Raw genomic sequence first — 14,672 nt, 5'->3', positions numbered from 1 at the left:
CACTTTAACCGCCGTTTTCTCACGAATTTCTTTGGCTCTGGCCTTTCCGGTGGCAGCGTCTTCCCGAATTATCAGCGCACTGCTGTTGGTTTTAGAAGAGGTGCCGGTGGGGGACATTTTCATGCATGATACAACTGCAATAGTGGCTAGTCCGATCAATACGACAGGTTTTCGAAAGAAACGTTTCGGGGTCATTTAGTAAATGCTTAAATTTTTCAGGTAAGAGACAAAATTTGATATTTTAAGATGATCAACACTAATTTAGATACTGTGTAATTTTCAGATAAAGATCGCTGATACTGAATGGTTTGGATATGTAGTCCGTCATGCCGGAGGCTGCTATAGATCCTCTGACGTCCTGTATAGGAGAGGCAGTAAGAGCTATGATCGGAAGAATTTGAAATCTATCGTTCGGTAATTTTCTTATTTGTACACTTGATGTAAAGCCATCCATGACAGGCATCTGGATGTCCATGAGAATAAGATCATAGTATATTTCCATAACTTTTTTTAGTGCCTCGGCACCGTTTCCTGCTGTATCAATTTCGAGGCCCCATTTTTTTTAAATTTTTGACGCCACTAAAACATTTACAAAGTTGTCTTCCACCAATAAAATTTTATATCCGGTAAGACTTTTGAAAGGGGGCTGGTTACGATCATCATATTTTTCCATTCTTGTTTTTTAGGACTTTTTTAATTTAAGTTGAAATGAGAAACTCGCGACCGTAGATGTGGATTCTCTTGAGTACCTCTATTTTGCGTCTTGTGGTTTTTTCATCCTCAATTTTTCCATTTCTAGTATACTGACGATACTGTTAACTGGATAAAACAATTTTAATCTCCACAACTGGATCGGAAGGTTTGTGCATTTAGTGTGATGAAGATTGGGAAGTTTCATACCGGCAAAAAACCAAGTCGGGAGTGATTATTATCAAATCCTCACCGACTTAGTTAGATGCCTTATCTTACAACGATATCGTTAAGTATTACCTGATCATGTATTCATCGATACTAATGCTACCAGCCTGGGTTTTGCACCAATTTGTCATTGATACTAATTTCCTGAATTGGAATAGGATAAAGATAATAATGAGCGGGCCAGTTAGGTTTTGGTAACGGCTCATAGGAAATGTACCCTTCGTTTCCACCACCCTGGATAGGTATTCTTGTATTAGCGGGAATATCATCAACACCCTTTTTGATATACCTGCCTAATTTTATTTTGGTGGCATATTCCATTTTTTTCCATCTTCTCAGATCATTGAATCGGAAACCTTCCGCCATCAGCTCAATAGTACGTTCGCGGCGGATCTCCCATAATATAGGTGTTACCCCCGCATCACGAGTTGGATCATTAGGTATGTTGGCGATATTAAGCAGAGCTATCTTACCGCGTGCTCTTGTTTTATTGATGGTGGCATCAGCTATGGCTTGATTGAATTGTCCCAACTCATACATGGCTTCGGCATAATTCACCAAAACTTCACCCATTCTGAAAATAGGTGCATCCGAATATTTTCCACGGGAAGAACTTATATTATTGGCGTATTTGTATAGACGATAACCGGTAAACGTATTTTGGTAATTGGTTCCCTGACCGTAAAGAGAAACATCATAGAAATTAGGTTCAATACCTATAACCAATTGTTGACCAGGTAAACCAATGGTTTTGGTTGGCAAGAGTTTTCCCAGTGGATTGGAAATACGCTCCATTAAACCGAAATACGAGGTATCTCTCGGGTTAGTGGTATAAGTAAAGGTTCTTGCGGTGTTACCCTCACCGATCACCACTTTATACGGCGGAGGTACGGTATAATACAACCGTCTATCCCTGTTTCTAAACTCGTCAAAAGCGTTTTTGTCACCCTGAAACAAGGGACTTGTATATCTGGTTTGTCCATCCGTGCACAGATATTGGTCCACAGCCGCTTTTGTCAAGTCAAGAAAGCCGAACCTACTCATTTGTGCTCCCGTTAAGCCTTGTCCAACATCCGTAGTACCATTTCCACCATAAGCTTTGAACATCACAATGCCCGGAACGTTGCTAAGGTCGTCGCTGTTGAAATCTTCGTCATAGCTGGCAGCAAGTGTAGGAAACTTATCCATCAATTTTTTAGAGGCATCGGCGCTGGCCTGCAGATAGGTGTTGGCATCAGCCAGTCCATGATACTTTCTCCATGTTCCCTCTCTCAATCCAAATCTGGAAATAAGTGCAAGGGCCGCATCTGGGTCCACGGCATTGCTTTGTTGTAAATAAGCAGGGTTACTTTTAGTTCTAAGATTGGCAATGGCATAATTCAAATCATCCAAAATATGCTTTGCCACCTCATCCCGTGGGGTACGCGGAATGTAAAGACCCTCTGTATCGGTGTCCGTCAGCAACTTATCAACGTAGGGCACATCGCCATAGAGATTTATAAGATTCGCGTAATTGTAGGCTCTGAAGAAATAACATACAGCCCGCCAGTGGTTTTTTCCCTCATCGGATAACGGTGAGTTATCGATATTAGCCAGCATCACATTAATGGTTCTGAGTCTTGAGTAGGTGCTTGTGTAAAATCCATCTGTAACAGATGGAATCATCAGCTGAGCCAGCCATTTGGATTGTGAATTAAAAGCAGCAACGGCAAGCACGTCACTGTTTACATCGGTGTCGATCCTGTTAGGAACGGTTCCTGCATCTCCACCCTGAGCTACACCGCTATTATCATAGGCTGTAAATGCGCCGTAGAATTGCCAGGCATAGGTTTGAAAGCCAAATTCGTTTATTAAGGTGGTTGACAGACTCAGCTTATCCACTGGCACCTGCTCTAACTTATCACAGCCATAGAATACGCCACTGCTCAGGATTGCTGCTATAATATATTTGCTATTTAATTTCATGTTTGTCTAAGTTTAAAAATTTACGTTGATCCCCATGTTAAACTTCTTAAGATAAGGGTACATCGCACCGCTACCTAAATCATCAGCTCCGGGGTCAATGCCATCAGGAAGAGCGTCAATGGTAAATAAGTTCTCGCCCGATACGAATAGGCGTACTTTCTTGAGGGCTAACCTTTTGGAAAAGCCTTCGGGGAAAGTATAACCTAGTGCAATATTTTTGACCCGTAGATAGGCCCAGCTTCTCAGGTATCTGGTTTGAGCGTTACCACCTAGCCATGCATTCCCACCTGCTTGTGGATACACCCGGGCATAATGTGCATCTGTATTGTTTACGGTCCAAAAGTCGGTACTGGCAGCCAGGATATCGAAGTATTGGTTTTGCCAAGGGCGGAAAAATGCATTGTTAACATCACGTTGCCTTTTTCCGATACCATTTAGTATGAACGAAAAGTCAAATCCTTTGAAATCCAAACCTCCGGTTACACCAAAGCGATACTGATGGCTCTCATTTCCTATGATCTTCCGATCACCAGGGTTAGATACAGTATATTCACCCCAGTTTAGCAGTGAGTTTCCCTCACCATCCACCTTTTTATCACCATCCAGGTTCTTATACATCATATCGCCAGGATTTGGGCTAGCACCTTCGTAGTACGGTATGCCACTTTTTAATTTTCCGCCTGTCAAAGAGCTGTTCAAAGTTCCATCTTCAAAATCAGATACCTGATACAATCTATCGCTGACAAATCCCCATACTTCCCCCCTGCGTTGGCCTACATAATAGTTGTCTAGGGTACCGGAAGGATTATCGAATTTGGTGATATAAGCTTTGTCGTTGGCTAAGTTTGCTGAAATATTATAGCGAACATTTCCAATCTGATCACTCCATCCAATGCTTAGCTCAAACCCCTTGGATTCCATATCGGCAGCATTGCTCCTGGGTGCGGAGGTCCCCAATATGGCAGGTAGAGGTTTTCCAGAGACCATCATACCCGAGGTTGTTCTTTTAAACAAATCAAAACTAAAATTCAGTCGGTTTCTTAAAGCCGTACCATCCAGCCCACCGCCAAGGGTGGTAACGGTCTCCCAAGTTAGATTCTTACTGATCAGACCAGGCGTAGAGACGCCATTAAAGGGTAAGTTCACAGTTGGATTGAGCCAACCGGCGTTGTTGTTTACATCCATGGTAGCTATGGCCGGGTAGTACACATCCTTGATAACCTGGTTGCCTATAGAGCCATATGAAGCTCTCAATTTCAGCGTGTTGAATATGCCTTCAAGTGGAGTCGTAAAGCTTTCGTTCATCAAATTCCACGCAATTGACCCAGATGGAAAAAAGCCGTATCTGCTGTCTTTTGGAAAACGGGAAGAACCATCATAACGCGCATTTAATTTTAGCATGTACTTGTTCTGATAGTCGTACTGGATTTGTCCGAAATATCCAGAAACAGCATATCTCCAATATTCATCTCCACCGGTAATCGGGCCCGTCGCCGTGTTGATAGCGGGCGCATCCAGTGATAAAAGGCCTTCTCGGGATACGGAAGCCTTTTCATAAGTAACATACTCCTGGTTAGTGCCCACCATGAGTTCCAGATGATGGTCAGCCAATTGATCAAAGGTATACTTCCCGAAAGCATTTAAAATCTGATTATTTTTCAGATTATTATTTTTATAATAACTCGTGTAGCTCTGGGCATTTGGATCCAGCGGGGTATAGGTAAGGTATTCAGGATGAAACATTCGTATGACGCTATTGTTATCACTGCGGGTTTCATTTTCAGCGGTTCTTTCAAAAGTATATTCTCCTGTAATCAGCAGGTTCCTTACTGGCTCAAAGTTTAATTTCGACGAAAGTCGCAGCTGGTCACCATATTTAATGCGTGGATTTTGAAGTTGTACAGTGTTATTCTTGGTTCCACGGGGTAGGTATTGCATGCCGATTTCTGTCATCACCGAATCGTAACCGGTAGGGGCAAAGCTTGGCTGGGTTACCATGGCATAAAAAGGGAATCCCAAATCTGCCGGTTCTCTTTTATTAAAGTTATTGTAAAAGATATTGGCCGAAAAGTTCACCTTAGGCGTGAGTTGTGCCGTGATCGTGTTATTGGTGGTCCATTTTTTATATTTATCATTAGGTCCCACAATCGCTCCATCTTCGTTATCAAAACGCACCGACGACCTGAAGGATAGATTTGAGGATCCTCCGCTGGCAGTGAAACTGTGGTACTGTTGTTGACCGCCTTCAAAGAAGTCAGCAAACTGATTATAAGTTCTCAGTGAGTAATTTACTTCCTCCTTCGCTATACCGTTGGCAGGGAATTGAGAAGGATTGGCCTCGTATTGATCCAATAAAGATTTATACTTAGCTATGTTTTGTCCGCTCCACCATTGAGTCTGCCCTATGCTCTCCATCACATTGACCCATTCTCTCACGTTCAATTTTTTAGGCATGGTACTTACCCGTGTTGGGGAATAACCGGCAGCATATTCAAAGGAGGTAGGCTGATTAAACTTGCCTTTTTTAGTGGTGATCAGTATTACACCGAAGGCTGCCCGTGCTCCATATAACACCGAAGAAGCAGCATCCTTTAATACCGAAACAGTTTCGATATCACTAGGGTTTAACCCTGATATATCATCAATGGGCATGTTGTCCACTACAAATAATGGGTCTCCGCCATTTAAAGAAGTATACCCACGGATATTGAAGCTGGGTTTGGTACCTGGCTGCCCCGACCCGATGGAAACACTCATACCAGGAATGGTTCCTTCCAGTGCCGCACCGAGATTACTTACGGGACGGTCGCGAAGGACATTGTCCATTTTAATCGTGCTGATGGCATCGGATATTTTTGCTTTACTTTGAGTACCATATCCAACCACAACCACTTCGGTCAGATTTTTCAAATCTTCTTCCAGTGTTACTTCGATTGCGGTGCGCTTGTTTACTTGTACCGTCTGATTTTGGTATCCTATGAAGGAGAAAGTCAATGCGCCAGTGGCAGGTACACTAATTGTGAAATCTCCTACTGCGTCAGTCGCAGTACCCTGTAAAGTGCCACTCACTACAATGTTGACACCAGGTAAAGCATTACCATTTTGATCCTTTACTTTTCCTGTCACCTTGGTGTCCTGAGCGGATGAGTATCCGATGCCCAGGATCAGATACAGACAGATCCATTGCAAATGTTTTTTCATATTAATATTAGTTTATTGGGTTTAATAATCGAAAGTGATACTAGTTCGCTCATTGCTACGCTGCCCCCACTGTAATGGCGCTGTGTTACGAAATAGATCAAATGATTCTTTCTTTAGTTATTATAAAGATCAAATGATTGTAGCATTTTAATCATACGCTGTAATGGTATATCATCCAGACCGGCAAAGTGAAACGCTAAGCATATTGAAGAATGTTTTGAAAATATTGAATTAAATGAATAGAAAGAGTACAAAGGTATCGGATTGATATGCAATGAAGGGGAGGCTAATGTCTCGCCGAGGGGGTGTATTTGTCTGTATTTATGCCGTAAACCACGATTTCTGCCATGGTTTAGGAACTTCTATCCATGTACTGATGAGTTTCTCATCCATCTAATAAAACCTCGACAGTGGAATACGCAATGCGGAGAATGTGGAGATTTGGTAGGTTGTGTGGGAGTAAGCCTAAACTAATTCTCCAGGACTTACCAGAATTAACTAAGACTTAACAGGGTAAGGATTTGGGAGATTGAAACCCGACTATGCTTTGAGTACACCGTGCTGGAAGATGGGGTAACTCTTTAAAAGTGATCCTATCAAAACATAGTCAATGCGGTGCTGCTGAGAACTTCGCAAGGATAGAGTTGAATTAACTTATAGATGACTGGCTGTGATGGGACACTTTTTCTAATATCTTAAAACGAATAATTTCTAGAAAAATAAAATTACATTAGTATGGTAATTTTATTTATACTATCGTAATTTAGTGGTGTGTTGTAAAAAAACTTTCAAACAATCAAATTTTTTTATGAAAACATTCTATAATTCATGGAAGCACTTTTCGCTTTTGCTGATCCTCATTTATTTAATAACAACGATTTCCTACGCACAAAACTGTCCAAGTTTGCCAGGTGGATATCATGTAGGCGCATTTGGTGGCTCGTCTCACGATTATCTATTTCCTGGTGCGGTTCCTTCGGGTTCACCAGCAGGTTCAATAGGAGGGAAAACAATTGGTTATTTTAATTTCCCCAATCAAAACATAACTTTTGCCAATAGGAAATCGATCACAATTTCTCCAACACTTGACGGATCAAGTAATGGTAAAGTGATATTTAATTTGTGGAAACTTAGCTTTAATTCCGGAACCTCGCTGAAAATATATAGCGGTGATAGTGAATCGGGTACACTTGTTGATGACATTAATACGAGTAATTTTGCTTCGAAGGTAGGGCAGGAATACATCGTAGATGGTACCGCTACAATTGTTTTTTATGGCAGTACACCGAATGTAAGTAACAATAATATCATTCGGTTTTTAACTGGCGATATTCTGATTCAAACTTGCAATCAAGGTAGAAGTGGCCTAGTTTGGAAGGAATTTATTGCTCCTAATTCTTACGTAATTGTAGATGATCAGGAAAGTCAATTGGAGAATCTAAGCACCCCATCTTACAACTTTTTTCCAGCGTGTATGGCTTACTTCGATCAGAACCGCAATTTTGTCCGAGTTGAATCTGCATTTTGCCTGGACCAGTCCAAATGGTCTCCTTCACCAGGTTATTGGTTTTATCCGGGAGAATATCAGTATACGCTTAATTCAACGTCCAATTATGACGTTGATCGTGACGGCTTCAATGCGAGTGTAGACAACTTAAAGACTGCAAGAATTTTATGGCTGATCAGGCAAGCAGATGGAGCAACATATGACGTTAAGGGTGATATACAGTTAGGAATTTGGAGAACCCAATCGAACCCAATCAATAACACTTTTACCCCGGGTAGTTGGGAAGCACAAGCACAGACTGCTGTTCCGACAATTCCCTCACCTCCTGAACCTACATTTAGTATGAGTTTTCCAAGTGGAGAAACTGGTGAGGATATCGTTAATACAGGCACTATTCAAGTTGAGATTCCATTTTCTTGGTCTTCTGTTCAAAGTGGTCAAACCAATGTTGTAAAAATTGAAATACCTACGGGTGTTACTATTCAGTCTGTAACAGGTGGAACACTTTCAGGTACAAATCTTACAATTACAGCAGCTGTGGCAACACTTACTTTAAGCTCGTCAACGGTAGGCGAGTTTTTTATTAAGGCTATTTATGATAATCCGCTCTATTATAACATTAATAACCTTCAAGTTTATAAACCATGCAGCGCCTCACTCGAATCCCAGGAGTTTTTGCACATAGGAGAGGAAAATATAGCTAGCCCGTTCCGTTCCATTTCAGTTAAATGGATTCAGGATCCATTACCGGTTCGTTTGGTGAAGTTTGATGTGTCACTTGAAAATAAAAATGCCCTCCTTCAATGGAAAACAGCTGACGAAGTTGACTTCTCTCATTTTGAGATAGAAAAAAGTTCTGATGCAAAAAAATGGAACGCAGTTTCTAACGTTGGAAGTAACCCAATCGGTAACTACCAGTTTGTAGATTCAGATATCGCCGCTATGAAAACGATTTATTACCGCTTAAAAATGGTCGATAATGATAATTCATACGCTTATAGCTCAATCAAAAGTTTAGTTGCAAAAAACTTAGAATCACTCGTTTCTCTTTATCCAAATCCGGTATCCACAGTCCTGAATATATCCAATTTAGATATGGAAAATGTAAATAGTGTAAAAATTTACGATCAGTTTGGGATGCTGAAACTCGATTTAGGTGCATTGATGCATAATAACCTTGAAATAGGCTCTCTTACAAATGGTCTTTATATAATCCATTTCAATTTAAAAAATGGTGCGTCGTTAAGTCAAAAAATTATAGTCAAAAAGTAAAGGAGCTTATTTGAAAGTCACCTCTTAGGATGCGTAGTCAGCTTGGTGGACTCTAATTTTATTTGTTAGCTCAGTTAAGATAGAAAAAGGTCAAAAATGCTTTTCGCAAGTGTTTTTGACCTTTTTCTAATTAGTTGTTAGTTCTCTGTTTTTGAATTACAATTGTGGTAATAAGGACTGAATCAAGATTTAATATATGTGGGAGTAGTGTGTGTATAATACTTCATGGCTAAGAGGTTGCTTCTTTATTGGAATGTTCCAAATGATGATCTCAATTATACTCCTTGCATCAGCATCAAAATATCAAGAACTTTATCATAAATGCTCATTCACTGTTGAAGTTTAAGGAGCGTACGATTTTGACACAAAAAGTTAAAGTATGGCTGATTTATTGGTTATTTTTCGGCTACAAAGTTTCACTTAAAATATGTGATGTAAGGGGGAGTAAATTCCTTTTTTCGGGGGGTATTTGTATCAGTAATTCTCATGGCTATCTAGTTGGTAAATTGTGACAGGTGATTTTTGAATGGGTGTGTGAATGCCTATACCCCAGTTTTTTGGCGTTTCATCATTACCCGAAGCCTACCTAGTCTGCTAATGTGGTATTGCAAACTACGAAGTAGATTTTGATTTACCCCGCTTTCAAGCGACCTACTAATTAACTTAGACATATCTACCGACTTAACCATAGTTTATAATTCTTAGTGAATGTGAGATATGGGTAAGGCGGTAGAGAATATAGACTCGACAGAATACCTAAGAGTAAAATCTTACCGCATTGACAAGTCTTTTGTTAACGCTTTAATATCCATCATTTTGCTTAAGGCTGTTGTTACCTGCTATTGCACTGTTGGGAACGGGGAACCTGTTATACTGAGGGTTGGACGGTGTGTGACGGATGATTGTCAACAGTTTTTTCTGCTTTCGCTCCCCATTCATCAGGACTATCAGATGGACTTAAAAGGGGAAGATTATAGCAAGGCAGACTATCTGGCTTGGACAGACGATAATGAAGTCGAAGCCATTGAGGATCCGTCCAAACCTTTCATTATGCTGGTGGAAGATAATCTGGAAATACTCAATTATCTTGCCAGGGACCTCGGCGGGTCATATAATATTTTCAGAGCGTCTGACGGACAGCAAGCTATCGATCTATTACAAAAGGAAAATTTCCAGCTGGTTATCAGTGATATCATGATGCCTGTGATGGATGGTATTGAACTTTGCAGAAAAATGAAAAATGATGTTCGTTTTAGCCATATTCCGATTATTTTGCTCACGGCCAAGACTTCAATCAAATCAAAACTAGAAGGATTGGGAGAGGGGGCAGATGCCTATATAGAAAAACCCTTTTCTCTGGATTTTTTATCTGCACAAATAGCTAGCATGATTAAAAACCGCAATATTGTTAAAGAGTACTTCGCCCACTCTCCCCTTACGCATATGAAAGGCATAGGGTTTTCAAAGGCCGATCAAAATTTTCTCGAACAGCTTAATACAATCATCTCAGAACGAGTTACGGATAGCAACCTGGATGTTGACCTACTCTCATCCCTGATGAACATGAGCCGCCCAACGTTGTACCGCAAGATAAAGGGGATATCGGATATGTCGCCCAATGAGTTGATCAACCTATCAAGGCTTAAAAAGGCGGCGGCATTACTGGCAGAGAATAACTACAAAATCAATGAAGTGGCCGATATGGTGGGTTACAGTGTACCGTCTAACTTTTCAAGAGATTTTCAAAAGCAGTTTGGCATGAGTCCCTCTGCGTATGTGAGTGGCCTGCAACAGTCAAAGTGAAAATCTCCCAGCGAGATCGTATTAGGTCGCATTTTAGGCGTGGGAAGTTCGCGTTCTGAGGGTCGAAACAATGTATCATTAGGGTTAACTCTGGGAATTCTGTTAGCGTCGACAATAGGATAGAACTAGGCTTAGAATAATTACCGACTATTTTGCTTGTATTGAAATAGGGCTATTAATAGAGCTATACCTCATCCAAGTTGACCTCCCACAATACTCTCTATCGCTGATTCTTGCTCCAATGTTATTAAGTACTTCCGTTGGAAGGAACTTCCTTTTTTTACTTCCTTATGGTGGATACCTCAAACTTTAAAATTCCCCGTTAAGCGGAATAAAATGAGCCTACATTCAAATTCTTCTCCCAGTGCAATTTTTGCGTGAGTAGTTTAATTCAAAAAAGGTTGATTTCACAGTAACTATTTCTCAGGTATTGAGTGGGATCCAAAATGGGGGGACACTTTGACCGAATTCCACAACCAACCTTTACGAGAAAATCAAAAATACCCCACCAAACAGAATTTATTCCCTCCTGGTATTACCTAGCATGCCCTACTTTTGACTATGTATATTTTTATTATAATTTATAGTAAAATAGTTACAAAATATTGGCCGATGAGGTTGCGCCGGATGCTTAAAAAAATGTGTAATAGTCAAAACCCAATGCTTCGAGGATGGATGGAAGTATTTACTACACAACTGTATCATCATGGCTTTTGTAGACAACAATTTACATACATGAAGTGCTTACGCTAAAAAAACACTAAACCATTAAACAACATGATGAAAAAAATTTATTTATTTATAGCATGTATTTTCATGCTGTCACATGTCAATGCTCAGCTTGTCAGGAATTCAAGCTTCGAAGATAAACCAAATGGAAATGCATGGGATATATCCCCCTGGACTAAATGGACACCGGATGGTGCATGGATAGATGTGGTGGACCACGATGCTAAATCGGGCACCTATGCCATTCAATTGACCGGTAATGAATGTAGTATTGAACAACAAATTGCCGGTTTAAAACCAAATACGGCATACGTACTGGAAGGATGGGTTAAGCTCAAGGATTTTGGTCAATCGGTCAGGTTGGGACTAGATCTTAGTGGTGGCTCAGGAGGTGGCTTCGTCTTATCATCCTCAACTACCTACACCAAGCTCAGTTTTAAATTTACGACGGGTACCGGTACAACGGCAAAAGTTTATTTTTATAAGCCCAATATAGGCAGTTGGGCATATGGAGATGATTTTAGCATAAGGGAAGCCAATGCACCGGCTCCCAACAATTCGACCTTATCATTTAGTCCGGACCAGGTTTCTCTTATACGAAATCCAGGAATGGGCTGGACATTATACGACGATGCCGCTGACGATGTAGCTAATGCTACCACTTATTGGGCAAGACAAGGCGCAAACGCAGATAAGTATGCGTCTACCTTTTACATCCGCTGGAGGTGGGCGGAAATGGAGCCGGAGGAAGGCAAATACGCGTGGTTGTTTAATGATAATTTCAAGGCATTAGTTAAAGGGGCAAGGGATCGTAAGTTGAAGCTGGCATTTAGAATTTACACGGATTCGCAGGATAACTGGCACCAAAGCACACCGAAATATGTATTTGACGCTGGCGCCAAATCCTATAAAACCAGTGATGGTAGAAATAATGACAATCCTTACCTAGACGATCCTGTTTTTCAGGAGAAATTCACCAAGTTTATACAGGCCTTTGCAAAAGAATTTGACGATCCGGCTGTGGTAGACTATGTGGATGGATACAATTTTGGATGGTGGGGTGAAGGTCACAGTGAACGTTACCTGAATGATGCATGGGAGTCGAAAACGCAGGTATGGAGATGGGTATATGATTTATACGGATCTAGTTTTAAAAGGGTCATTCCTGTAGTTACCTCTAATATTCTTCATTCCACCAATTACGATATACTCCGGGATAATGCATTTATTAAAAATAACTACGTTCCCCGTCGCGACGGACTTGGAAGCAAGTACATTACCTGGGAAGAAGAACAATTGCATAACCGACTCTTTCCGGCTGCTATGTTTGTGGGGGAACAGTGCTACTGGGGAGGAAGTCAGGAAGCTAGCCCGACCTGGAAACCCTGGGAGGACCAAGGTGATCATACCTATCCTGCCGGTTCTACATGGAAAACAACCTATCAACACACTTACAATGATGCTATCAAATTTCATGCTAACTACCTGGATCTGCGCGAAGTTGCTGAAACAGAAGGTTGGGTAAAGGACGCACCCGAATTGGTTCAGAGCTTTATGGTGAAAGGCGGTTACAGACTTTATCCATCGAGTGTATCGTTGCCGACTACTATTAAATCGGGTCAACCATTCAGGATTGGACACATATGGAAGAATATCGCCATCGGTGTATGTCCTAATAACAATAAACATTGGAATAACAAGTATAAAGTGGCATTCGCCCTCCTTGAACCCGGTACCGGAGTTGTTAAAAAATTGATTATCGATCCCGCTGCGAACCCTGCCAATTGGATTGAAGGCAGTAGGAACGAATACGATCTGGATGTAACGGTTAGCGATATTTCCAGCGGACAATATGTTTTCGGTGCGGCGATCATTAATTCAGAAGATAACAACAATCCTGAAATTAAACTGGCACTACAAAATCCGACGTTGCTTAGCGGGTGGGCTAAAATAGCTGACGTAACAGTGACTGAACCTAGTGAAAAATTGAATGAATACCGCAGTACCGGAGATGTAGACCTTGGGAGCAATGTCAACTGGGAGGTATACAACGGAACAGCATGGGTACAGTCTGATGCTTCCAATCCACCAAGTAATAAGGCAACAAAAATTACGATCCTTCCAGGACACAGATGGTCAAACAATGTTGCGGCCACAGTTATACCAAAGGACGTTCAGTTGATCAATCAATCATCCTTATTCGGGACATTTGATCCTGCTCATCCCCTGACTAATAACGGTAGCGTTATATTTGCTGCTGCAGATAAACAAATCATACCTGGGGCATCCGCTCTTAACAATGGAACCTGGGGTAACTTAATCATCGATAACCCGGCAGGAGTCAAATCAATCCAAAGTGGGATAATTTGGTGCATGCTGGAAAACTGGATCTAAAAGTGGGAACGTTCACCATTGAGTCAGAGGGCAATGCTTCCCTTTATTTGGACGATTTGGTTTCGGCAGAAACTGGAAATCTGAATGTTACCGTTGCTCCTGACCAACTGGCTCAGGTACACCTGAACGGAACAACAGGTCAGACACTGCCAGTTGGGCTATTTGTAAACAACACGGTACCAGCTCTGACTGTAAACAACGATATGGGAATTACGATTCAGGGTCCATTGACGGTGACTAAGGATCTCACTTTTGCAAAAGGAAAATTGAAACTGAGTAGCGATAACCTGGTCGTAGGTGGAACCGTTATTGGTGCCGACGCTTCCAAATATGTCGTGACGGACGGTAGTGGCGGTCTAACAATTAATAATGTTGGGAACACCAACATTGTCTTTCCGGTAGGATCCTCTTCTTCATCTTATACCCCGCTCACCCTGTCAAACTCAGGAGATGTGGATCACTTTACGGTGAAAACTCAGAGTTCTTTGGATGGCATTACTATTGCTGATCCTTCAAGAGTAGTGCCTGTCTTTTGGGAGGTGTCAGAAGCGGTACCTGGTGGAAGCAAGGTATTGCTGACTCTGCAGTGGAACGCAGTCGATGCAGCAAAGTTCAGATGGCCAATTTGCCACGGAATCGAGTGATCAAAGGTTGGTTGTTCGCCACTTTTGGTAAAAGGTTTTAATGGATACGGAACAAGTTATAACTGAAAATCACAACTAATTTTTATAATTTCAATGGAATGAGTATCAAATGAAAGAAGTTTCGCAATTGTTTTAAGTCTCAGGAAACAAATACTCTAAAAAGGCGAATATAAATTTGCGTCGATCTGGTCAGCCCTAAAATGGTTAAAATTTCTCTTCAAGTTTCACCAAAATTGAAG

7 protein-coding genes and 1 pseudogene are annotated in these 14,672 nt (G+C 41.2%); 4 read left to right on the top strand and 4 right to left on the bottom strand.

Annotation, left to right across the window (positions count from 1 at the left end; all coding sequences use genetic code 11):
• From LZG71_RS27965 to LZG71_RS27950, 4 genes and pseudogenes are all read right to left on the bottom strand, one after another.
• Window positions 1-195, bottom strand: a 195-nt coding sequence (locus LZG71_RS27965) for a hypothetical protein (RefSeq protein ID WP_233826109.1), incomplete at its 3' end; no start/stop codon positions are given.
• A gap of 61 nt (window positions 196-256) precedes the next feature.
• Window positions 257-547: pseudogene (locus tag LZG71_RS27960) on the bottom strand (response regulator); the annotation flags it as partial.
• Window positions 548-1,017: 470 nt separating this feature from the next.
• On the bottom strand, window positions 1,018-2,883 hold the full coding sequence (locus LZG71_RS27955) for a RagB/SusD family nutrient uptake outer membrane protein (protein ID WP_233826104.1): 1,866 nt from the start codon (window positions 2,881-2,883) through the stop codon (window positions 1,018-1,020).
• A gap of 12 nt (window positions 2,884-2,895) precedes the next feature.
• The gene (locus LZG71_RS27950) at window positions 2,896-6,084 is read right to left on the bottom strand and encodes a SusC/RagA family TonB-linked outer membrane protein (protein WP_233826102.1); all 3,189 of its coding nucleotides are present in this window, start codon (window positions 6,082-6,084) and stop codon (window positions 2,896-2,898) included.
• A gap of 808 nt (window positions 6,085-6,892) precedes the next feature.
• Here LZG71_RS27950 and LZG71_RS27945 point away from each other — a divergent pair.
• From LZG71_RS27945 to LZG71_RS27930, 4 genes are all read left to right on the top strand, one after another.
• A complete protein-coding gene (locus tag LZG71_RS27945) occupies window positions 6,893-8,863 on the top strand; it encodes a T9SS type A sorting domain-containing protein (protein ID WP_233826100.1) in 1,971 nt (656 codons plus the stop codon).
• Window positions 8,864-9,814: 951 nt separating this feature from the next.
• A complete protein-coding gene (locus LZG71_RS27940) occupies window positions 9,815-10,666 on the top strand; it encodes a response regulator (RefSeq protein WP_233826097.1) in 852 nt (283 codons plus the stop codon).
• A 777-nt stretch (window positions 10,667-11,443) separates the two neighbouring features.
• Window positions 11,444-13,789 (top strand): carbohydrate binding domain-containing protein, encoded by a 2,346-nt coding sequence (locus LZG71_RS27935; protein ID WP_233826093.1) that lies wholly within the window; start codon window positions 11,444-11,446, stop codon window positions 13,787-13,789.
• Window positions 13,790-13,791: 2 nt separating this feature from the next.
• Complete coding sequence (locus tag LZG71_RS27930) at window positions 13,792-14,433, top strand: hypothetical protein (RefSeq protein ID WP_233826091.1); 642 nt, start codon at window positions 13,792-13,794, stop codon at window positions 14,431-14,433.
• Window positions 14,434-14,672 lie beyond the last annotated feature (239 nt).

This window comes from Dyadobacter sp. CY312, assembly GCF_021390535.1.
In the GTDB taxonomy this organism is placed as follows: Bacteria; Bacteroidota; Bacteroidia; order Cytophagales; family Spirosomataceae; genus Dyadobacter.
Note: the sequence above shows the minus strand (reverse complement) of the source record. Positions and strands in the feature narration are given on the sequence as shown.